Consider the following 20,621-nt stretch of genomic DNA (forward strand, 5'->3'; position numbering starts at 1 on the left):
CTAGGTTCCCGCCGGCGGTGTCGGCACGGCCGGCGCAGCGGCCGGGGAAGGCGCCGGGGCGGGCGCAGCGCCGGCGGCAGGCGAGGGCGCAGCCTCCGGTGTTGCTTCTGGTTCGGGCGCGGGAGGGGCAGCGTCGGTCTGTGCGGCGATGGGTTCGGTGACAGGGGTATTGTCCGCCGCCACCTCTTCGGCCGCCTGGGTATCGTCGGGCGCCTCGGGCGCGCTCGCGCCGAATTTGGCGGCATAGGCATTATAGCGCGCGGCCATGCGCTGCTCGACGTTGCCACCCCATTCCTTTTCGTAGCCTTCGAGCACTTCCATGGCCTTGGCGCGGTCGAACAGGAAGGTCATGACATCGCGCGCGATGGGGTAGGCAGCGCCCGATCCGCCACCATGCTCGACCACCACGGCGCAGGCATAGCGGGGCTTGTCAAAGGGGGCGAAGCAGATGAAGTGGCCATGGTCGCGGTGTTTCCACAGGCCGCCCTTGCCGTTGCCCACATTGAGCCCGACGACCTGCGCGGTGCCGGTCTTGCCGGCCATCTGCACGTTGGGCACAGGCAAGCGCGCCTTTCCCGCCGTGCCGCGCCCATTGACCACCTCGTTCATCGCCGCGTGGATCAGGTCGAGGTGGTCCTGCCGCACACCGAGCGAGGGCGCGGCGGGCGCATTGCGGTTCATCAGCAGGCGCGGGGTGAGCTGGAGCCCGGAAGCGAGGCGCGAGGCCATCACGGCTTGCTGCAGCGGATTGATCAGCATGTAGCCCTGGCCGATCGTGGCGTTCACCGTATCATAGATCGCCCATTCCTTGCCGTACTTGCGCTGCTTCCATGCAGGATCGGGCACCGTGCCGTAGGACTGCCCGGGATAGGGCATGGGAAACTCCTGACCGAGCCCCAGCCGCTTGGCCATCGCCGCGATCTTGTCCATCCCGATCTGCTGCGCGAAGTGGTAGAAGTAGACGTCGCAGGACTGGTAGATGCCCTTCATCATGTTGGTCGTGCCGTGGCCGCGGTGGTTCCAGCAGTGGAACACGCGGTTGCCGACGCGCAGGCCGCCCGCGCAGCCGACGCTCGCTTCGGGATCGAGCCCGGCTTCGAGGAACGAGAGCGCGACCATGGGCTTGACCGTCGAGCCCGGCGGATAGAGCCCGCGCAGCACCTTGTTGCGAAGGGGCACGTGGTCGTCTTCCGCCAGCATCTTCCATTCTATGCGGCCGATGCCGTCGGCAAAGCTGTTGGGATCGAAGCTGGGCATCGAGACCATGGCGAGCACGTCGCCGGTCTGGCAGTCCATCACCACCACGGACCCCGATTCAAGCCCTACTCGGCGCGCGGCATAGTCCTGCAAGGCAGCATCGATGGTGAGCTGAATGGGCTTGCCCGGCACATCCTCGCGCGTGCCCAGATCGCGCACCACCCGCCCGCCGGCGGTCGCTTCCACGCGCCGCGCGCCGGGCACGCCGCGCAGGCGTTCCTCGAAATGCTTTTCAAGCCCGTCCTTGCCGATCTTGAAGCCGGGGGTGATGAGCAGCGGATTGCGCTCTTTCTCGTAATCCTCCGCCGAAGCCGGGCCGACATAGCCGACGAGGTGGCCGACTGCCGCCCCGGTGGGATAGTAGCGCGAGAAGCCGCGCTGCGGGATCACGCCGGGCAGTTCGGGCAGGCGCACGCTGACCGCGGCGAACTTGTCCCAATCGAGGTTCGAGGCGACTTCGACAGGCTGGAACCCGCGCGCCTTCTCGAGCTTGTCCTTGATGTCGCTCACCCGGTCGGCAGCAAGGCCGAGCAGGTCCGCGAGCACCTTTAGCGTCGCATCGGCATCGACGACCCGGTCCGGCACGAGGTCGACGCGGAAATCGGCGCGGTTGGCGGCCAGCGCCGCGCCGGTGCGATCGATCACCCAGCCGCGCCGGGGTGGAATCAGCGTCAGGTTGACCCGGTTGCTTTCGGAGGCCGCGCGGTACTTGGCGTTTTCCGCGACCGCAAGCCAGGTCAGCCGCCCCGCCAGCAGCATGCCGACGCCGGCCTGCGCGAGGCCGAGCACGAAAGTGCGGCGCTCGAAGCTGTGGGCGAGCATTGCCCCCGTGACCGGAAGCGGCTTTGTCGGCTTTGACCAGGGCAGGCGCACGCGCGTCAGACCGCACGCAGGGGGAGGAGGCGGATCCGGTCGAGCAGCGCAACGAGCCGCGTCACGATAGGATAGAGCGCGAGTGTGACGAGCAGCTGCGGGCAGATCACCAGCGGCAAGGGGTATCCGGCGGCGAGCCCGGCGATCCCTGCTCCGAGCGCGAGATAGGCGGCGAGGAGCAAGCCGGCGACAGCCCAGTCCTGCAGGAAGCTGCGCCACAACACGCGGTTGTCGATTGCGTCCATCGCCAGCATCGCCGCTGACCACAGCACGATCCCCGCGCCGAACGGCTGGCCGCTGTAGAGATCGTCGAACGCGCCCAATGGCAGACCGGCCCAGATCGGCAACAGGCTGGGGCGCAGCATGCGCCAGACGAGGAAGATCATGAAGGCTAGCGGCGGAAAGACTGGCGCCGAGGCCACTACCGGCGAGAACGCGGCGAGCGAGGCGAGCATGACCGAGACCCACGGCAGCCCTGCGGCCAGCAGCGGCGAGGGCGCGCGGTTGATGCGCTGGGGAACAAAGTCCTCGGGTAGGGGAATGCGCGGAAGCGGCATCAGTTGCCCCCCCCATCCGCGCTGGCATCAGGTGCGGGGCCGGCCGCCTGCTGGCTGGCGCCGAGTGCGGCGACCGCGGCAGGCTGGAACACCGGCAGCACCATGACGAAATCGGCATCGGCGGGATCGCTGGCGAGATGGCCAATGCCGCCATCGTGCAGCACCTCGGTTACGACCGCGACCGGAATACCCGGCGGATAGAGCCCACCCGAACCCGAGGTGACGAAGACGTCTCCGGCCTTGAGCGGATTGACCCCCATGTTGATGAGGCGGATTGCAATGCGCCCGTCGGATTTGCCCTCGACAAAGGCGGGCAGCCCATCGCGCGCGCGGCGCACCGGCACGACGTTTTCCGGGTCCGTCACCAACAAGACGCGCGCGGTTCCGGGGCCGGTCTCGATCACCCGGCCAATGAGGCCGGCCGCCGAACGCACCGGCTGGCCGGGCCGCACCCCTTGCGCGGAGCCGGCCGAAAGCACGGCATAGCGCCGCGTACTCGCTGCGGTCGAGCCGATCAGCCGTGCGGCGGTAACGGGATGCACTTCGGGATCGACAATGCCCAGCAGCGCCTTGAGTCGGCGGTTCTCGTTCTGCAGCGCCTGCAGGGTAAGGGCATTCGCGCGTGCGGCCGCCACTTCGCGGCGCAGCGCGGCGTTCTGCTGCCCTGCCTGGAAGTAGGCGCCGACCGCCGAAAACAGGCTCTGGCCGGTCGCGCGGCTTTCGGCGCTCGCCTCGCCTGCCGGCCGGGCTATTTCGCCGGCCATGCCGCGCAGCGATGCGAAGGCGCCGGGATTGACGAGGCTGACCACCAGCAGCGCCGCGCCCGCGACAAGGCCTGCCACGGCGATGACGTAGCCGGTGAAGATCCCGTATTGCGCCCTGCGTGAAAAGCCCGGGCGCCGGTCCTGCAACCGCGCCATGCCACCCTTCCTTATGCGAACCGCTTCTTTGACCTATGGCGAGGAAACCGCTGCGGCATTACGCCGTCATCAGCACGCCGCGGTAGATCGGATCCTCCATCGCGCGGCCCGTGCCCAGCGCCACGCACGAGAGCGGGTCTTCGGCCACGCTCACCGGCAGGCCGGTCTCGTCGCGCAGATGCTCGTCGAGACCGCGGATCAGGGCGCCACCACCCGTCAGCACGATGCCCTGGTCGACGATATCCGCCGCGAGTTCTGGCGCAGTGTTCTCCAGCGCAATGCGCACGCCCTCGACAATCGCGCCGATCGGTTCGGACAGCGCTTCGGCGACATTGGCCTGCGTGATGGTGATTTCCTTGGGCACGCCGTTCACCAGATCGCGGCCCTTGATGTGGATCGTCTCGCCCACGCCGTCAGTCGGCACGATGGCGATGCCAAAATCCTTCTTGATCCGCTCGGCGGTCGATTCGCCGATCAGCAGGTTGTGATGGCGGCGGACGTAGGAAACGATCGCCTCGTCCATCTTGTCCCCGCCCACGCGCACCGAGGTGGTATAGGCCAGACCGCGCAGCGAAAGCACCGCGACCTCGGTGGTGCCGCCGCCGATATCGACGACCATCGAGCCGACCGGCTCGGTCACGGGCATGTCGGCGCCGATCGCGGCGGCCATCGGCTCGAGAATCAGGAACACCTGGCTTGCACCCGCGTTGCTTGCCGCGTCGCGGATGGCGCGGCGCTCGACCGAGGTGGAGCCCGAGGGCACACAGATCACGATCTCGGGATAGCGCAGCAAGCTCTTGGAACCGTTCACTTTCTGGATGAAGTGCTTGATCATCGCCTCGGCGACTTCGATGTCGGCGATGACACCGTCGCGAAGCGGGCGGATCGCCTCGATGTTGTCGGGCGTTTTGCCCATCATCATCTTGGCATCGTCGCCCACGGCCTTGACGCGCTTGATGCCGTTGATCGTCTCGATCGCCACGACCGAGGGTTCGTTGAGCACGATGCCGCGGTCCTGAACGTAGACCAGCGTATTGGCGGTGCCGAGATCGATTGCGATGTTCTGGGAACCGAACTTGAAGAATCGGGAAAGCATCGAGGCCATCAGGAAATCCGTATGAATCTGCGGTTTGGCCCGCTGTGACGGGCTGCCCATGGGGTCGGAGAAAGTCGGGCGAAGTCGGCGCATTAGCAGGCGCAGCGGGCAAAACCCAATATTTTGTGCGCCGCCATGCGGGATAAGTCATGCCGTCTGTCTCGAAAAAAAACGCAACCGTCGCTAGCGTGGCTTTGCTCATGTCGCATCCCGTCCGAACCATACGTCGTCTGCCGGAAAACCTCGTCAACCGCATCGCTGCGGGCGAGGTGGTCGAGCGCCCGGCGAGCGCGCTCAAAGAGCTCGTCGAGAACGCGATCGACGCAGGCGCAGAGCAGATTTCAGTGCGTCTCGCCGAGGGCGGCCTTGCCCTTATCGAGGTGACCGACGACGGCTGCGGCATGCGCGCCGACGAGATCGCGCTGGCGTTGGAGCGGCACGCCACCTCCAAGCTGCCGGACGAGGCGATCGAACAGGTCGCCACGCTCGGCTTCCGGGGCGAGGCGCTGCCCTCGATCGCCTCGGTCGCACGCGTGACGATCGAAAGCCGCGCCGGGACGCAGGGCGAGGCATGGGCTCGGGTGGTCGACCACGGTGCGCTTGTCTCCGATGGCCCCGCCGCGCTGCCGCCGGGAACGCGGGTGCGGGTCGAGGACCTGTTCGGCAAGGTCCCGGCCCGCCGCAAGTTCCTGCGAAGTGCACGCGCCGAATGGGCCGCCAGCCTCGATGTCGTGCGCCGCCTCGCGCTGGCCCGGCCGGACATCGGCTTCACGCTGGAGCACGACGGCCGCCGAGCGCTCTCGGTGCAGCCGGGCGATACACTGGCGGCGCGCACCGCGCAGATCGTCGCGCGTGAACTGGCCGACAACGCGGTCGCAGTCGATCTCGTACGCGGCACCTATGGGCTTATGGGTGTGGCGGGGCTGCCGACGTACAATCGCGGCGTGGCCGATCACCAGTACCTCTTTGTCAATGGCCGCCCGGTGAAGGACAGGCTCCTGATCGGTGCGGTGCGCGGCGCTTATGCCGACATGCTGGCACGCGACCGGCACGCGGTGCTCGCGCTGTTCCTCGAGGTTCCGCCCGAGGAAGTGGATGTCAACGTCCATCCGGCCAAGACCGAAGTGCGCTTCCGCGATCCCGCTCTGGTGCGAGGCATGATCGTCTCGGGTCTCAGGCAAGCCCTGATGACCGGCGATCGCCGCTCGGCGCAGGCGCCCGATGCCGCCGCGATGCGCGCTTGGGCTTCTGAGCCGCAGGCGCCTGCCGCTGCGCCGCAATCGAGCCTGTTCTGGCAAGGCCAGCCGTCCCGCGTCTCCGAAGCCGGGCAGGTCTGGCGCGGGTATGAGGCTGCCGTCATGGCGCCGCCCGCCGCGCGCGCCGAACCGGCGGCCGAGCCGGTGCCCGCTGCCAGCCATCCCCTCGGGGTCGCGCGCGGGCAGGTTGCGGCGACCTATATCGTCGCCGAGGCTGAGGACGGGCTCGTCCTTGTCGACCAGCACGCCGCCCATGAACGGCTGGTGCTGGAACGCCTGCGCGCGGCCGGGGCGGGGGAGGGAGCCGCGCCGTCGCAGGCCCTGCTGCTGCCCGAAGTGGTCGAACTCGACGAGCCGGCCTGCGACCGGCTGGAGGAAGCCGCCGCGGAGCTTGCCACTTATGGCCTCTCGCTCGAGCGCTTCGGCCCCGCTGCCATGTTGGTGCGCAGCGTGCCGGCGGTGCTGCGGGGCGGCGATGTGCAGGCGCTGGTGCGCGATGTGGCTGATGATCTTGCGAAAAACGGCGCTGCGCTGCTTTTGGCCGAACGCCGGGATCTCGTGCTGGCCACAATGGCCTGCCATGGCTCGGTGCGGGCAGGGCGGGTGCTTTCGGTCGCGGAAATGAACGCCCTGCTGCGCGAAATGGAGGTGACGCCGCGCTCGGGCCAGTGCAATCATGGTCGCCCGACGTGGATCAAGCTGGCTCACGGTGATATCGAGAAGCTGTTCGGGAGGAAATGATGCGGCGTAGTGTTTCGGGATTGGTGCTTCTCCTGGCCGCTTGCGGCCCGGGCGCGCCGCCGCCGCCGCCGCCGTTGAGCACCATCCAGCCTGAGCCGATCGACTATTTCGCGATCAAGGAAAACGAACTCTACGGCGCGGGCTGCAACTTCGTCGCCGTGGATGGCGGCATGTCCGCGATCGCATTGGCCCAGGAAAAGGAAGCGATCATCAAGCTCAAGGGCAAGATCGTGCGCATCCCTGCCGACAAGAAGAGCCAGATCCTCCCCGAGACCGCGCGCACCCGCTATCTGGGCCCCGACCATATCCTGATCATCGCCCCGCTGCCCGGCGCCAAGCCCATCGAGAGCGGCGTGATCCAGACCATGGGGACGAGCCTTACGATCCTCGATCCGCAGGGCAGGATCCAGTTCTTCGCAAAGGGCCAGGTTCAGTGTAAGCCGTTGTAGAGCAAGCCGATATGACGGCCTGAAGCCTGCGCTCAGTCCGTCCCCGCCGGATCGCGCGTCGCGATCATGCCCAGCGCCTTCAAGCTCATCACAAGTTCGTCGTGCTGATTGTAGACGCGGGTTTCGCCGCGGATGATGCCCATCTCCGGCCGCGTCTTGCTGCGGCGCTTCTCGAGCAGCGTGTTCTCGCAGCGGAGCGTATCGCCGGGGTAGACGGGCTTTATCCAGCGCAGCTCGTCCACGCCGGGCGAGCCGAGCCCGGCCTGCTTGTTGTTCAGCAGGTTCGCCACGGTCATCGACATGGTCATCGCCGCGGTGTGCCAGCCGCTGGCCGAGAGGCGGCCAAAGTGCGTCGCGGCAGCAGCGTCGTCATCGAGGTGGAAGGCCTGCGGATCGTACTTTCGGGCGAACTCGAGCACTTCTTCGCGGGTCACGTCATAATGGCCGTACTTGGTGACGGCTCCAACGACGAGATCTTCATAATGCTGCATCGCCGCCCCCCTAGACGTTGAACTTGAAGTGCATCACGTCGCCGTCGCGCACAACGTATTCCTTGCCTTCCTGCCTGAGCTTGCCCGCATCGCGCGCCGCCGCTTCGCCGCCGAGCGTGACGAAATCGTCGTAGGCGATGGTTTCGGCACGGATGAAGCCGCGCTGCATGTCGGAATGGATCTCGCCCGCTGCCTCGGGCGCCTTGGCTCCGGCATGGACTGTCCAGGCGCGCGCTTCCTTGGGACCGACGGTGAAGAAGGTCAGGAGGTGAAGGAGATCGTATCCGGCGCGGATGATCTTTGCGAGGCCCGCTTCCTCCAGCCCCAGCGCGCTGAGGAATTCGCCCCGGTCCTCCACCGGCATGGTCACGATATCGGCCTCGATCGCCGCGGAGACGACCACGGCATTGGCGCCCTCGACTTTGGCCTTCTCGAACACGCGGGCGGAAAAGGCATTGCCGGTGGCGGCGCTCTCTTCCTCGACATTGCAGACATAGAGTACGGGTTTGGCCGTAAGCAGCTGCGCCTGCGCCAGCACGCGAGCCTCTTCCTCGTCCTTGGGCACCGTCAGCCGCGCGGGCTTGCCCTCGCGCAGCAGTTCCAGCGCCTGGCCGAGCACCGAGGCGGTGATCTTCGCTTCCTTGTCGCCTTGCGCCGCCTTCTTCTGCGCGGCAGGCACTCGTTTCTCGAGGCTCTCAAGGTCAGAGAGCATCAACTCGGTCTCGACCGTCTCGGCATCAGAGATCGGATCGATCTTGTTGTCGACATGCTGGATATCGACGTTCTCGAAGCAGCGCAGCACATGGACGATCGCGTCCACCTCGCGGATATTGCCCAGGAACTGGTTGCCGAGCCCTTCTCCCTTCGAAGCCCCGCGCACGAGGCCCGCGATATCGACGAAGCCCAGCTGCGTCGGGATGATCTTCTGGCTGCTCGCGATACGGGCGAGTTCGTCAAGGCGCGGATCGGGCACGCCGACGTTGCCGATATTCGGCTCGATCGTGCAGAAGGGATAGTTGGCCGCCTGCGCCGCCTGCGTCTCGGTCAGCGCGTTGAACAGCGTCGACTTGCCCACGTTCGGCAGCCCGACAATCCCGCAGCGAAAACCCATGACCTGATCCTTGTTCGTCAGATCGGACGCAAAAAGCCTTGTCCGATGTTCTAGCGGGCCCGATGGTATCCCCTGACGACAAGGTCAAGGGGGCGGATGACGATGAAGCATTGGATAGCGTGGCTATTGATCATACTGGCGGCGCTGGGGGGCAGCGCGGTGCAGGCTGCCGACGGCGGAGTGCATCAGGCAAAGGCGGTCAAGGTGACGACGCTCTCGACCATGCTGTCGGACCTCGATGGCCTTGGCGAATGGGGCTATGCCGCGCTGGTCGAGGTCGATGGGAAGCGCATCCTGTTCGACACCGGCGCCAATCCCGATATCGTGCTGCGCAATGCAGAAGCGCTGAAGATCGACCTCTCGAATGTCGAGGATGTGGTCATCTCGCATTTTCACGGCGACCACACCGGCGGACTGATCACCTTGCGCAAGGCGATGATGGCGAAAAATCCCGCCGCGCTCTCGCAAGTCTACGTCGGCGCCGGGATTTTCGAGCCGCGCTTCACGCGCACCGGTGCGCCTGAAACGGACTATGATTTCAACACGGTCGCTGCGGCCTATCGCGCGACCGGCGGCAAGATTACCGAGCTTTCCGGGCCCGCCGAGATTGCGCCGGGCGCATGGCTGACAGGGCCCGTCGCGCGCATCCACAATGAAACCAATTACGGCGATGGCATCCGCGTCAAGGTCGACGGCAAACTCATCGCCGATCCTGTCCATGACGATACCTCGCTCGTGATCGCAACCGCAGGCGGTGCGGTGATCGTCGCGGGCTGCGGCCACGCCGGGATTATGAACATCGCCGATGCAGCGGGGGCGATCACGGGCGATTCCCGGCTGCTCGCGGTGATCGGCGGCATTCACCTCTTCGCCAGCCCCGACAGGGTACTGGTCGAAACCGCCGCGCGGCTGAAGGGCCTTTCCTTCCTGCTTGCCGCGCATTGCACCGGGATCGAGGCAACGGTGCGCCTGCGCGAATTGCTCGGGCTTGATCGGCGCACCGCCGTCGTTGCAGCCGTCGGCTCCAGCTTCACGCTGGGGCAGGGCATTGCAGCAGGCCGTATCGCGGGCTGGGTGGGCTAGGGTTCTTCACCGAAACTTCAAGGGTTAGGCCCTAGATCCGGTCCGGATACGAACGCGCCGCCGCACGCGCGGACGCGATGGAACCGGACATGATGAAACGGCTGACTTTCCCGGTACTTGCGCTCTCGCCGCTTGCCCTTGCGCTTATGCTTGGCGGCTGCGGTGCCGATCCCAAGACCCATGCCGCGAATGCCCGCAAGGAATTTGCCGCGCACGATTACCTTGCGGCGCAGACGGACCTCGCTGCGGCGATGGCCGCCATGCCAGATGATCCCGCGCTGCTGGAACTCCACGCGCGCAATGCGCTTGCCATGGGCGATGGCATAGCCGCCGGCGCCAGCCTCGACAGGCTGGGCCAGCTGCGCCGCCCGGCTGACTATGGCCGCCTTCTTGCCGAAGCCGCGCTGCTGCGCGGCCAGGCGCAGGATGCGCTCGCCGCGCTGGGTGCGGACAAGTCCGCCCCCGGCCTTCGACTGCGCGGGCTGGTGCTGCTGGCGCAGGGCAACGAGCCGGGCGCGCTAGAGGCCTTCAATGCCGGACTTGCCGCTGAGCCGAACCATGCGCCACTCCTTGCCAGCCTCGCCCGTTTGAAGCTGATGGGCGGCAATACGCCCGAGGCGCGCGGCCTTGCCGACCGCGCCCTCGCGGCCGAACGTGATCTGCTCGATGCCATGCTGGTCGATGGCCAGGTCGCCACCGCCGAGGGCCGGCTTGGTCAGGCGCTGGCGGCCTATGCCCGCGCGGCCAAGGCCTATCCTGGCAACCTCGCCGCGCTCACCGGGCAGGCGGGCATCCTTGGTGATCTTGGCCGGACCGACGAACTGACCGCCCTGCTGGCGGGTTTTCAGGGCAGGACCACCGATGGCACGCTCGCCTATCTCAAGGCCCGCGCGGCATCGGCCAAGGGTGACTGGAGCGGCACGCGCGACATCCTCCAGGCGAATGAGGACAAGCTCAAGGACCGCGACGATGCCAACGTGCTTTACGCGCAGGCGCTGACCCAGCTGGGACAACCCGAACAGGCGCGCTCGCGGCTGGTCCCGATGCTGTCGCGCCATCCCGAAAGTCTGCTGCTGCGCCGTGAACTGGCCAAGGCCCAGCTTGCCGGCAAGGATGCCGCGGGCGCGGTCCAGACGCTGCTGCCTTTCGCGCGCAGCAAGACCGCCAGTGTCGAGGACTTGCGCCTGCTGGCCAACGCAGCCGAGGCTGCCGGCGATCCCGAAGCGGCGTTCTTCGCCGCGCGCGCCCGCTATCCCTCGCCGCAATCGCTGGGTCAGGCGCTTGGTGCGGCCGATGCGGCGATGAAGGCGGGCAACTGGGGCAATGCCATCAAGGCCTATGAACAGATCCTCGCTCTGACCGACGGCCGCAGCGCATTGGTTCTCAACAACATGGCCTGGGCGCAGAGCCAGGTGGGCAACAAGGAACAGGCTCTGGCCTTCGCCCAGCGCGCGATTGCGGTCGCGCCCGAAGATCCCTCCGTGATGGATACGCTGGGCTGGCTGCTCCACGAAACCGGCGGCAACCGCACCCGTGCGCTCGATCTCCTTCGCCGCGCTGCTCAGAAGGCCCCGCAGAACGCCACCATCCGCTCCCACTTTGCCGAGGCGCAGCGCGGCTGACGCAGCGCAAAAAGGGCCCCGACCGGCTGGTCGGAGCCCTTTTCATGCAATCCAGGCTTCGTGGATCAGGCCGCAGCGCGCTGAAGCTTGAGCGCCGGACGGCGACGACGCGACATCGCAAGGCCGACCAGACCCGCGCCGAACAGGCCGAGCATGCCCGGCTCCGGAACCGGCGTGCCACCGGTCGTGGTGCCGCCAGAGGTAGTGGTGCCGCCCGAGGTGGTGGTACCGCCTGTGGTGGTGCTGCCGCCGCTCGTACTGCTGGTGATCGTGCCTGCACCGCTGGCCGAACTGATGCCGGGGACGCCGGCGATCGACTGGTAACGCACATAGAAATCGCTCAGCGTCAGCGCCGAGACCGGCGAGGCGAAGCTCAGCGTGAAGGTGCCTGCGCCGCTCTGGCCGATGGTGAGCCCGCCGCTGCCGCCGCCGGCGCAAGCGCCGGTCGATGCATCCTTGAAGCAAACGTCGACGTTGCCGATCCCGTTCGGATAGTTGGAATTGAGCTGGGTGAAGGCGTAGTCGCCGGTGGACGCCGCGCCCGAGATTGTCGGGTCGGTGTTGAAGGCAAAGCTCGAGATGCGCGAATCGGTGACCGGCGCCGAGCTGGTGTTCGCGACCGCATAGTCGAACGAGTAGTCGTTGCCGCTGACGCCGGTGAGGGTGAAAGTCGTCTGGCCGGTCAGGCCGCTGATCGCGCTGCCGCCGCTGCCCGAATAGCCATCGTAGTCGAGCGTGATCGACTTGCCGATGTCGGCCGCGTTGAACAGCATGGAATCCGCGTGGGCCGCAGGCGCAGCCGCGAGCGAGGCAAGCAAGGCGAGTGAAGCGATTTTTCCGAAATGTTGCATGGCCTTGCCTTCATTAGTTAAGGGATGTTCGCTCCAGTACAACGCAAAGACCATGCCATCGCCGAAAACACGGCGTTAAGAATGGTTAACGACCGAGCGTCTGTAAGGGTTCCCGACGGTTGCCGATATCGCCGGCCCAGAGGACCTGCCCCCTTCACCGAAATTTCAGGGGTCGCGTGCTAGCTATCCTGCCATGAAACGGGCTCTCACCATCGCTGCCCTGCTTGCGACCGCGGCCTGCTCGCGCGCCGATCCGGCCGCGCAGCTCGCCGCCGCGCAGCACGCTTTCGCCGCCGAAGACTATGCCGCCGCGCGCAGCGACGTTCTGGCCGCTCTCGATGCCGATAGCGACAATCGCGAAATGCTGCTGCTCCTCGCGCGAACCCAATTGCGCCTCGGCGATGGCGACGGTGCGCAGAGCACGCTCTCGCGGCTCGAGGATGCTGGGGTGCACACGCCCGAGCTCATGCGGCTCAAGGCTGAGGCTGCGATCCTGCGCGGCCAGCCGGAGGCCGCGCTCACCCTGCTCGGCCAGGGCGGCGATGCCGAGGCCTGGCGTCTTCGCGCCGCGGCACATGGCGCGCTCGATGACGCGCCAGCTGCACTCGAAGCGCTTCGCCGGGGTATGGCAGTGGGCGGGCAGAACTATGACCTGGTCCATGACTATGCCGCGTTCCTGATCGCGGCGCAGGACTTTGAGGGTGCGGGCGTTACGCTGCAGACCCTGAAGGCGCTCGGACCCAAGCGGCTCGACACGTTGATGATCGCAGGCTCGCTTGCCACCCGGCAAGGCCGGCTCGAGGATGCCAAGCGAGAGTTCAGCGCGGCCGCCGATGCATTCCCTGCGCGGGTCGAGCCGTTGACCGCGCTGGCCAGCCTTGCCGACATGTCTGGGCAGGTCGATGCCGCCCTCGCGCTTGTTGCGCGCGCGGCCAAGATCGCGCCCGCCCACCTCGAGGTCATCGAGCTCACCGTGCAGCTCGCCTCCGAAAAGGGCGACTGGGAAACCGTTCGAAAGACGCTGGTTGGCCAGGAGACCTCGCTCGATCCACGCTCGGGCAATGGCATGACGTATGCCGAGGCGCTGCTGCGGCTGGGGCATCCCGAACAGGCGCGGGCGATGTTTGCGCAGGCGCTGTTGCTTTCGCCGCAGAACCCCTATGCACGGCTGATGCTGGCCGAGGCACAGCTGGCCGTGGGTGATGCGGCCAGCGCGCTGCGCACGGTGCGGCCGCTGTCCGACAGTGTGCTGGCGGGCCCGCGCGAGCTTGACCTTGCACTTCGGGCGGCAAAGGCCGCGGGTGATCCGATGGCGGCAACGATTGCGGCGCGGCTGCAATCGCCGCAGCTCAAGCTCAACCAGCAGTTTGCGGCCACGGGGCAGGCGGCGTTCAACCGGCAGGACTGGAAGGCGGCGCTCGCCGCCTATGGCCAGATCCCGGGCCATGAGAACGATGCCGAAGTGCTGCGCCGCATGGCCGCGGCAGCCGTGCGCACCGGCGATACCGATGCGGCGATCGGATATGCCGACCGGGCACTCGCAATGGCGCCGCGCAATGCTGACATGCTGCATACAGCGGCGCTGGTGCGGCTCGAAGCGGGCCGCGATCGCGAGCAGATGCTGCGCCTGATGCGTGAGGCCAGCCACCTTGATCCAGCCAACCGTCTGTTCCGCGCCGATCTGGCGCGTGCGGTGGCTGCGGCCGGCTGAGGTCTTGTGGCTGCGGGATAGCCGCCGCCTTCGTCAATTGTGATCTGATCCTGTCCCCCCTTTCCGATCCTCCGGTCCGCCTGATGCGGCGGCCCGGAGGATGGGTGGGGAAAGGGATCCCGGTTGTTCGTTCAGCGTCGGCGGCGGCGCGCCAGAGCGAGGCCGACGAAGCCGAGGCCCATCATGCCGAGCATGCCCGGCTCGGGGACCGAGGTGCCGCCCGAGGTGGACGACGTGGTGGTGCCGCCGGTCGTGGTGGTGCCGCCGGTGGTGGTGGTGCCGCCCGTTGTGGTGGTGCCGCCAGTGGTCGACGAGGTCGTGGTGCCGCCGGTCGTGGTCGTGCCGCCCGTGGTGGTCGAGCTCGAGCTCGAGCTGCCGCACATGCCCGAGCCTGCGGTGTGGCCGCAGTTGCAGTAGTGCGTGTGCTTGACCCAGGCCGAAGCCGGAGTGGTGATCATGGCAGTGCCCAGCAGGGCAGCGGAAGTGAGAAGAATGCGCTTCATGGTCAGTCCCCCTTGCAGATTGCTTGGTTAAACCCTTAAGTAGCAAACTTGATGCCAATTCCGGATTTCTGCCAGTTTCGCTGGTTAACGGCCTTTGTAACGTTACAAAGGTGTAAGATGGACCGACGAATTTTCGGGGAATTCAGGTGTCCTGCTGGCGCAGTGCAACATCGCTCATGAAGCGCACGGCATCGCCCGCGGCAAGGCGGGGTGCTTCAGCGGCAAGGGCGCCGAGCATGGTGACGAGGTCGTCCTGCTCGGCCTTGGCGAAGTTGCCGAGTACGTGGCCAGTGACGCGGTCCTTGTGCCCGGGGTGTCCGATGCCGAGCCGTACACGCTGGAAATCGGGCCCGAGATGCTGGTCGATCGAGCGCAGCCCGTTGTGCCCGGCGGTGCCGCCGCCCTGCTTCACCTTCACCTTGAAAGGGGCGAGATCAAGCTCGTCGTGGAACACGGTGAGCGCGTCGGTGCCTAGCTTGTAGAAGCGCAGGGCCTCGCTCACTGCGCGGCCGCTCTCGTTCATGAAGGTGGCGGGTTTGAGCAGGATGACGCGAGTGCCGCCGATGCGGCCGTCCTGCACCCAGCCCTGGAACTTCTTCTGGACCGGGCCGAAGTCGTGGACTTCCGCGATAGTATCGAGCGCCATGAATCCGACATTGTGCCGGTGGAGCGCGTATTGTGGTCCGGGATTGCCGAGGCCGACCCAAAGCTGCACGGCGAGGGTCTCCCTATATCAGGCGGGGGGAGGGGGCGTTGGTGCCGGTCCCTTCCGCCAAGGGAAGGGACCGGGCATCCATACGCGGGCGGCGATCAGGCCGCCGAGGTCTCGTTATCGCCCTCGGCGCTCTTGAGCGCGGACGGGGCAACGATCGTGGCGATGGTGAAGTCGCGGTCGGTGATCGCCGAACGCGAACCGGCCGGGAGCGTGACGCTGCTGATGTGGATCGATTCGCCGATGTCCACGCCCGACACGTCGACAGCGATGTCGTCGGGGATCTTGTCCGCTTCGCAGATCAGGTCCAGTTCGTGGCGCACGATGTTCAGCACGCCGCCCTTCTTGAGGCCGGGCGACTTGGCTTCGTTGATGAAGACCACGGGCACCAGGACTTCGACCGCGCGGTCAGCCGAAACGCGCAGGAAGTCGGCATGGAGCGGGCGCTCCGAAACCGGGTGGAAGGCAACGTCCTTGGGCAGCGTGCGCACGGTTTCGCCGCCAAGCGTGAGCTCGACGATCGAGTTGAAGAAGTGGCCGGTGCCAAGCTGGCGGCGCAGTTCCTTTTCCTCGACGTGGATCGCGATGGGATCCTGATTGCCGCCGTATATCACGGCGGGAGTGCGGCCTTCGCGACGCAGCGCACGGGAGGCTCCCTTGCCAGCCCGTTCGCGTGTCTCGGCCGGCAGATGCAGCGTTTCGCTCATGTACCCGTACCTTCACGTATGATTGTTGAACCGATTTTCGCCGCCACGCCTCCAGGGATGACCATGCACGGCGAAGCGGCGGGCCTTAGCGGGTACGGCAGAAAAAGCAAGCGCGCGCTGGGCAGCGGGGTTTCCGGGAGCAGTTTCTCGCAGAGATCTGGAAGGAAACAGAGAGCGCGAAGGGGCAGCGCAAGCAGCGAACCCGTGTTCTGTTCAATCGGTGTATGGGAAAGTTCTGCGGGCGGCCAAGCCCCGCATCTTTGCGCTCATCCTGTTTCTCGGCGATCTCTGCGACAATCCCGGAGCGCCCCTACATCACCCGTTTCACCCGCCAGCCGCGCGCCTCCAGCAGTCGGGGGAGGCCGTCGACCCCCGCGACATGCGCCGCGCCGACCGCGATCAGGGGCCGCGCGCCGCCTTTGAGCATCGCGTCGATCTGGTCGGCCCAGGCGAGGTTGCGCCGGGTCAGCAGCGCGTTCCTGAGGTCGGGATCAGCGAGAAAACCCGACTGCGCCTCGCGCGCGATGCCCAGTTCGTCTCCGCGCAGCCACAGCGCGAGCATGTCCTTGTCATCGTCGCGCTTGTCTGCCGCTTCGTGCGCCACCTGCTCGAGCAGCACTGTCTGCGCGCGCGGCGGCAGCGCGTCGAAGATGCCGAACTGGCTGTCGATCGTCTCCAGACCCGAGATCGGCCGCGCGCCGATTGCTGTCCGCAACTCGGGCTCTACTCCATTGCTCGGGTCCATGCCCTGCTTGAGGCCGCCGATCGCGGCGATTTGCAGCGCGACAGCCCAGCTTTCCTGATCCTTGAACTGCGCGTCGTTCAGCGAGAGGTCCTTGTAAACCTGCGCGAGATCGGCGCGGAAGCGGGGGCCAACCCGCGCACTGGGCGGCGGCAGGCCGGGCGTGAAGGCCAGGCGGCCGAGCGCCTCGCCAGCGACATTGGAATCGAGCGGCTCACCGATTTCGAGCACCAGCCTGTCGGCCCCGGCCATCGCGGCATCGATCACGCCGCGCCGCCATTTCGTGCCCTTGGGCAGCGCGTGGACCGTGCCGATCAGCCAGCCATGCACGCCTGTGCTGTCCGAAATGGCCCAGAGCGCGACCTGGGGCGCAGGTGCGGGCGGCGGCTTGGCCGCGCCGCAAGAGGCGAGGGTGATGGCCAGGCAAGCCGCCAGCAACCGCGCGAGCCGGGAAAGGGGGGGCGTCGAGCGCTGCATCATGCCTGCGGGGATGGACCAAGCCGCGCGGCGAGGCAAGGACCGCCGCGCCCTTGAATGCTACCGATTGATTTGCCCCAGGTTGATTTGAACGGCCCAATCGGCCAAAGCGCGCGGGCCATGGCCCAACCCGCTTCCACTGCTCCCGCAGCCGCTCCGCTCAGCGTGCAGGATATGATCCTCACGCTCCACGCCTATTGGAGCGCAAAGGGCTGTCTGATCCTTCAGCCCTATGACATGCGCATGGGCGCGGGCACCTTCCACCCCGCCACCACCCTGCGCGCTCTGGGGCCGCAGAGCTGGAACGCCGCTTATGTCCAGCCGAGCCGCCGGCCGACCGATGGCCGCTATGGCGAGAACCCCAATCGGCTGCAGCACTACTACCAGTATCAGGTGATCATGAAGCCGAGCCCGGCGGACTTTCAGGCGCTTTATCTGGGAAGTCTCTTCGCCATCGGCATCGATCCGCTGCTCCACGATATCCGCTTCGTGGAGGATGACTGGGAATCGCCCACGCTCGGCGCATGGGGGCTGGGCTGGGAAGTCTGGTGCGACGGTATGGAAGTCTCGCAGTTCACCTACTTCCAGCAAATGGGCGGCTTCGATTGCAAGCCGGTCTCGGGCGAGCTGACGTACGGCCTCGAACGCCTTGCGATGTATATCCAGGGCGTCGACAACGTTTACGACCTGAAGTTCAATGCAGCTGGCGTCAGCTACGGTGAGGTCTTCCTTGAGAACGAGAAGCAGATGTCGAAGTGGAACTTCGAGGTGGCGGATACCGACACCCTGTTCGAAGGCTTCCGCCGCGCCGAGGCCGAATGCCACAAGGCGCTGGAGGCAAAGGTTCCCATCGCCGCCTATGAGCAGGCGATCGAGGCGAGCCATCTGTTCAACCTGCTGCAGGCGCGCGGCGTAATCTCGGTGCAGGAACGCGCGAGCTACATGGGCCGGGTGCGCGATCTCGCGCGTGGTTCGTGCGAGGGTTACATAGAAAGGTTCCGTCCTGAATGGGAAGCACAGTTCCCGGGGTGGACGGCATGAGCACCGCTGATTTTCTCCTCGAACTGCGCTCGGAAGAAATCCCCGCGCGGATGCAGGCCGGCGCGCGTGCCGATCTGGAAAAGCTGTTCCGCCGCGAGATGCAGGCCGCAGGCCTCGCCGTGGGTGATGTCACCGTCTGGTCCACCCCGCGCCGCCTGACGCTGATCGCCAAGGCGCTCCCGCTCGCGACCGAAGCCGTGCACGAGGAAACCAAGGGCCCTCGCACCTCCGCCCCCGAACAGGCGCTCGAAGGCTTCCTTCGCAAGACGGGCCTTGCGAAGGACCAGCTCACCGAGCGCGACGGCGTGTGGTTCGCCGTCGTCGAAAAGCCGGGCCGTGCCGCCGCAGATGTGCTGGCCGCCGCGATCCCCGCGATCATTCGCGCGTTCCTCTGGCCCAAGTCGCAGCGCTGGGGCGCCGCGAGCCACCAGCCGGATTCGCTGCGCTGGGTGCGCCCGCTTTCGGGGATCGTCGCGCTTTTGGGTGACGATCTGATCGATTGCGAGATCGGCGGCATCCGCTCGGGCACCGTCACGCTGGGCCACCGCTTCCACCATCACGGCGACATTACCATCGGCAATGCCGCCGACTACGCGATGAAACTGCGTGCCGCCCACGTCATCGTCGATCACGCCGAACGTGAGGCACTCGTCCGCGAAGGCGCGCAGAAGGCCGCCGACGACGCGGGCCTCGTGCTGGTCGAGGACGAAGGCCTTGTCATCGAAAACGCCGGCCTGACCGAATGGCCGGTGCCCTTGCTGGGCCGCTTCGACGAGGCGTTCCTCGAAGTGCCCCCCGAAGTCATTCAGCTCACTGCGCGCGTGAACCAGAAGTACTTCATCTGCCGCGACGCCGCGGGCAAACTCGCCAACGCCTTCGTCTGCACCGCCAACATCGCCGCCAACGATGGCGGCGCAGTGATCGTCGCCGGTAACCGCAAGGTTCTCGCCGCGCGGCTATCCGATGCGCGCTTCTTCTGGGAGCAGGACCGCAAGACGCCGCTTTCGGTGCATGCGGAGAAGCTTGCGCGGATCACCTTCCATGAGAAGCTGGGCACGTTGGCCGACAAGGTCGAACGCGTCGCCAAGCTCGCCCGCTGGCTGGTGGAAGAGGGCATCGTCATGCCGGACCCTCGTCATTCCGACGCCTCCAACCTTCGTCATTCCCGCGAAGGCGGGAATCCAGCGTCAGACGCCGCGCCAGACTGGACTCCCGCCTTCGCGGGAGTGACGAAAGAAGAGTTGGCAGAGCAAGCCGAACTCGCCGCGCGCCTCTGCAAGGCCGATCTCGTTACCGAAATGGTCGGCGAGTTCCCCGAACTGCAGGGCCTGATGGGCGGTTACTACGCCCGCGCCGAGGGCCTGCCTGATGCCGTCGCCGATGCCATCCGCGATCACTACAAGCCGGTCGGGCAGGGCGATGATGTGCCCACCGCGCCTGTGACGGTGGCCGTGGCGCTGGCGGACAAGCTCGATACGCTCGCAGGCTTCTTTGCCATCGACGAGCGTCCGACCGGTTCCAAGGACCCGTTTGCGCTGCGCCGCTCTGCGCTCGGCGTGATCCAGATCCTGCTTGCCGCGCAAGTCCGCTGCAATCTGGTGCCTGCATTCAGCAATGCGATCGCCAGCGTGTTTCGTTCGGTCCTCGAACGCGCGGTTGCGGGTGACCAGAACTTTGCCATCTACATCGAGAAAATCTGGAAGGTGCAGCCGCATCCCTCCCTCCCGGCGACAGAGTTCGCGGCGCGGATGGAACACTTCGCCGCCGAACTCGGCGATTTTGAGATCATGCTCGAGCCCTACTCGGAGCTCGCGCTTGAATTTCTGCGCTCCGCACCGGTGGTCATGGGCAAGACGCCGGACCTGCTCCTCGGCTTCTTCGCCGACCGCCTCAAGGTCCAGCAGCGCGAAGCCGGTGTGCGCCATGATCTGATCGACGCTGTCTTCGCACTCGGCGGTGAGGACGACCTCGTTCGCCTGCTGGCCCGCGTCCAGGCCCTCCAGGCCTTCGTCACGACCGAGGACGGCGTGAACCTCCATGCCGGCTACAAGCGCGCCGCGAATATCCTCAAGAAGGAGGAATACACGCCTGCCGAGGCCGATTACGCCCGCGAACCCGCAGAAGCCGCGCTGATCGCCGCGCTCGATGCCGCCGAACCCCGTGCCGAAGCCGCTGTTGCCGCCGAAGATTTCACCGCCGCCATGGCCGCGCTCGCCATTTTGCGCGCGCCCATCGACACCTTCTTCGAGAGCGTGACAGTAAACGATGCCGACCCGGCCAAACGGGCAGCACGGCTAGGCCTGCTTGACCGGTTCCGTGCTGCAGTGCACAAAGTAGCGGACTTTTCTCGCATCGAAGGCTAAGGCCGGGAGCGAATCCGGGCCGAACCGGGCAAGAACGACAGACGCAGGGAGCCTCGTT

At 66.6% G+C, this 20,621-nt stretch carries 18 protein-coding genes; 7 read left to right on the forward strand and 11 right to left on the reverse strand.

From position 1 onward, the window contains the following. From mrdA to WCL10_RS08280, 4 genes are read right to left on the reverse strand one after another with little or no spacing between them, the layout of a single operon-like run. Positions 1 to 2,079, reverse strand: coding sequence for a penicillin-binding protein 2 (mrdA, locus tag WCL10_RS08265; RefSeq protein ID WP_336895149.1), 2,079 nt, complete (start codon positions 2,077 to 2,079; stop codon positions 1 to 3). Positions 2,080 to 2,135: 56 nt separating this feature from the next. Next, a complete protein-coding gene (locus WCL10_RS08270; protein ID WP_336895150.1) occupies positions 2,136 to 2,687 on the reverse strand; it encodes a rod shape-determining protein MreD in 552 nt (183 codons plus the stop codon). After that, positions 2,687 to 3,607, reverse strand: coding sequence for a rod shape-determining protein MreC (gene mreC, locus WCL10_RS08275; protein WP_336895151.1), 921 nt, complete (start codon positions 3,605 to 3,607; stop codon positions 2,687 to 2,689). The genes WCL10_RS08270 and mreC overlap by 1 nt, the downstream gene beginning before the upstream one ends. Before the next feature lie 58 nt (positions 3,608 to 3,665). Next, complete coding sequence (locus tag WCL10_RS08280) at positions 3,666 to 4,712, reverse strand: rod shape-determining protein (RefSeq protein ID WP_336895152.1); 1,047 nt, start codon at positions 4,710 to 4,712, stop codon at positions 3,666 to 3,668. 191 nt (positions 4,713 to 4,903) lie between these two features. Here WCL10_RS08280 and mutL point away from each other — a divergent pair, with 191 nt between their 5' ends. Further along, the gene (gene mutL, locus WCL10_RS08285) at positions 4,904 to 6,700 is read left to right on the forward strand and encodes a DNA mismatch repair endonuclease MutL (RefSeq protein ID WP_336895153.1); all 1,797 of its coding nucleotides are present in this window, start codon (positions 4,904 to 4,906) and stop codon (positions 6,698 to 6,700) included. A gap of 74 nt (positions 6,701 to 6,774) precedes the next feature. After that, the gene (locus WCL10_RS08290) at positions 6,775 to 7,149 is read left to right on the forward strand and encodes a hypothetical protein (RefSeq protein WP_336895154.1); all 375 of its coding nucleotides are present in this window, start codon (positions 6,775 to 6,777) and stop codon (positions 7,147 to 7,149) included. 32 nt (positions 7,150 to 7,181) lie between these two features. Here WCL10_RS08290 and WCL10_RS08295 read toward each other — a convergent pair whose 3' ends face one another. After that, positions 7,182 to 7,640, reverse strand: a complete 459-nt coding sequence (locus WCL10_RS08295; RefSeq protein ID WP_336895155.1) for a MaoC family dehydratase — start codon at positions 7,638 to 7,640, stop codon at positions 7,182 to 7,184. Between the two features lie 10 nt (positions 7,641 to 7,650). Continuing rightward, positions 7,651 to 8,751, reverse strand: a complete 1,101-nt coding sequence (ychF, locus tag WCL10_RS08300) for a redox-regulated ATPase YchF (RefSeq protein WP_336895156.1) — start codon at positions 8,749 to 8,751, stop codon at positions 7,651 to 7,653. A gap of 96 nt (positions 8,752 to 8,847) precedes the next feature. Here ychF and WCL10_RS08305 point away from each other — a divergent pair, with 96 nt between their 5' ends. Continuing rightward, positions 8,848 to 9,834: an MBL fold metallo-hydrolase gene (locus WCL10_RS08305; RefSeq protein WP_336895157.1), complete on the forward strand. Its 987-nt coding sequence runs from the start codon at positions 8,848 to 8,850 to the stop codon at positions 9,832 to 9,834. Positions 9,835 to 9,926: 92 nt separating this feature from the next. After that, a complete protein-coding gene (locus WCL10_RS08310; RefSeq protein ID WP_336895158.1) occupies positions 9,927 to 11,456 on the forward strand; it encodes a tetratricopeptide repeat protein in 1,530 nt (509 codons plus the stop codon). A gap of 65 nt (positions 11,457 to 11,521) precedes the next feature. Here WCL10_RS08310 and WCL10_RS08315 read toward each other — a convergent pair whose 3' ends face one another. Then, positions 11,522 to 12,307, reverse strand: a complete 786-nt coding sequence (locus tag WCL10_RS08315) for a cistern family PEP-CTERM protein (RefSeq protein ID WP_336895159.1) — start codon at positions 12,305 to 12,307, stop codon at positions 11,522 to 11,524. 193 nt (positions 12,308 to 12,500) lie between these two features. Between WCL10_RS08315 and WCL10_RS08320 the strand changes: the two genes are divergently transcribed. After that, positions 12,501 to 14,018, forward strand: a complete 1,518-nt coding sequence (locus WCL10_RS08320; protein WP_336895160.1) for a tetratricopeptide repeat protein — start codon at positions 12,501 to 12,503, stop codon at positions 14,016 to 14,018. 131 nt (positions 14,019 to 14,149) lie between these two features. Here the strand turns inward: WCL10_RS08320 and WCL10_RS08325 are convergent, their stop codons facing one another. The 4 genes from WCL10_RS08325 to WCL10_RS08340 all read right to left on the reverse strand — a co-directional run bounded on the left by WCL10_RS08325 (position 14,150) and on the right by WCL10_RS08340 (position 17,162). Beyond that, positions 14,150 to 14,521 carry a PEP-CTERM sorting domain-containing protein gene (locus WCL10_RS08325; RefSeq protein WP_336895161.1) on the reverse strand — a complete coding sequence of 124 codons (372 nt, stop codon included), beginning with the start codon at positions 14,519 to 14,521 and terminating at the stop codon, positions 14,150 to 14,152. Between the two features lie 142 nt (positions 14,522 to 14,663). Further along, positions 14,664 to 15,236: an aminoacyl-tRNA hydrolase gene (gene pth / locus WCL10_RS08330; protein ID WP_336895162.1), complete on the reverse strand. Its 573-nt coding sequence runs from the start codon at positions 15,234 to 15,236 to the stop codon at positions 14,664 to 14,666. Positions 15,237 to 15,331: 95 nt separating this feature from the next. Continuing rightward, positions 15,332 to 15,940, reverse strand: a complete 609-nt coding sequence (locus tag WCL10_RS08335; RefSeq protein ID WP_336895163.1) for a 50S ribosomal protein L25/general stress protein Ctc — start codon at positions 15,938 to 15,940, stop codon at positions 15,332 to 15,334. 310 nt (positions 15,941 to 16,250) lie between these two features. Beyond that, complete coding sequence (locus WCL10_RS08340; RefSeq protein ID WP_336895164.1) at positions 16,251 to 17,162, reverse strand: TraB/GumN family protein; 912 nt, start codon at positions 17,160 to 17,162, stop codon at positions 16,251 to 16,253. A gap of 117 nt (positions 17,163 to 17,279) precedes the next feature. Here WCL10_RS08340 and WCL10_RS08345 point away from each other — a divergent pair, with 117 nt between their 5' ends. Beyond that, positions 17,280 to 18,200: a glycine--tRNA ligase subunit alpha gene (locus tag WCL10_RS08345; protein WP_336895165.1), complete on the forward strand. Its 921-nt coding sequence runs from the start codon at positions 17,280 to 17,282 to the stop codon at positions 18,198 to 18,200. Continuing rightward, positions 18,197 to 20,563, forward strand: coding sequence for a glycine--tRNA ligase subunit beta (gene glyS / locus WCL10_RS08350; protein WP_336895166.1), 2,367 nt, complete (start codon positions 18,197 to 18,199; stop codon positions 20,561 to 20,563). Before WCL10_RS08345 ends, glyS begins: the two co-directional genes overlap by 4 nt. The last annotated feature ends 58 nt before the right edge of the window (positions 20,564 to 20,621 follow it).

The organism is Novosphingobium sp. (genome assembly GCF_037133355.1).
GTDB lineage: Bacteria > Pseudomonadota > Alphaproteobacteria > Sphingomonadales > Sphingomonadaceae > Novosphingobium.

Coding starts and splice junctions, on each gene's coding strand:
- mrdA (WP_336895149.1), bottom strand. CDS start 2,079: ATGCTCGCCCACAGCTTCGAGCGCCGCACTTTCGTGCTCGGCCTCGCG.
- WCL10_RS08270 (WP_336895150.1), bottom strand. CDS start 2,687: ATGCCGCTTCCGCGCATTCCCCTACCCGAGGACTTTGTTCCCCAGCGC.
- mreC (WP_336895151.1), bottom strand. CDS start 3,607: ATGGCGCGGTTGCAGGACCGGCGCCCGGGCTTTTCACGCAGGGCGCAA.
- WCL10_RS08280 (WP_336895152.1), bottom strand. CDS start 4,712: ATGGCCTCGATGCTTTCCCGATTCTTCAAGTTCGGTTCCCAGAACATC.
- mutL (WP_336895153.1), top strand. CDS start 4,904: ATGTCGCATCCCGTCCGAACCATACGTCGTCTGCCGGAAAACCTCGTC.
- WCL10_RS08295 (WP_336895155.1), bottom strand. CDS start 7,640: ATGCAGCATTATGAAGATCTCGTCGTTGGAGCCGTCACCAAGTACGGC.
- ychF (WP_336895156.1), bottom strand. CDS start 8,751: ATGGGTTTTCGCTGCGGGATTGTCGGGCTGCCGAACGTGGGCAAGTCG.
- WCL10_RS08305 (WP_336895157.1), top strand. CDS start 8,848: ATGACGATGAAGCATTGGATAGCGTGGCTATTGATCATACTGGCGGCG.
- WCL10_RS08310 (WP_336895158.1), top strand. CDS start 9,927: ATGAAACGGCTGACTTTCCCGGTACTTGCGCTCTCGCCGCTTGCCCTT.
- WCL10_RS08315 (WP_336895159.1), bottom strand. CDS start 12,307: ATGCAACATTTCGGAAAAATCGCTTCACTCGCCTTGCTTGCCTCGCTC.
- WCL10_RS08320 (WP_336895160.1), top strand. CDS start 12,501: ATGAAACGGGCTCTCACCATCGCTGCCCTGCTTGCGACCGCGGCCTGC.
- WCL10_RS08325 (WP_336895161.1), bottom strand. CDS start 14,521: ATGAAGCGCATTCTTCTCACTTCCGCTGCCCTGCTGGGCACTGCCATG.
- WCL10_RS08335 (WP_336895163.1), bottom strand. CDS start 15,940: ATGAGCGAAACGCTGCATCTGCCGGCCGAGACACGCGAACGGGCTGGC.
- WCL10_RS08340 (WP_336895164.1), bottom strand. CDS start 17,162: ATGATGCAGCGCTCGACGCCCCCCCTTTCCCGGCTCGCGCGGTTGCTG.
- WCL10_RS08345 (WP_336895165.1), top strand. CDS start 17,280: ATGGCCCAACCCGCTTCCACTGCTCCCGCAGCCGCTCCGCTCAGCGTG.
- glyS (WP_336895166.1), top strand. CDS start 18,197: ATGAGCACCGCTGATTTTCTCCTCGAACTGCGCTCGGAAGAAATCCCC.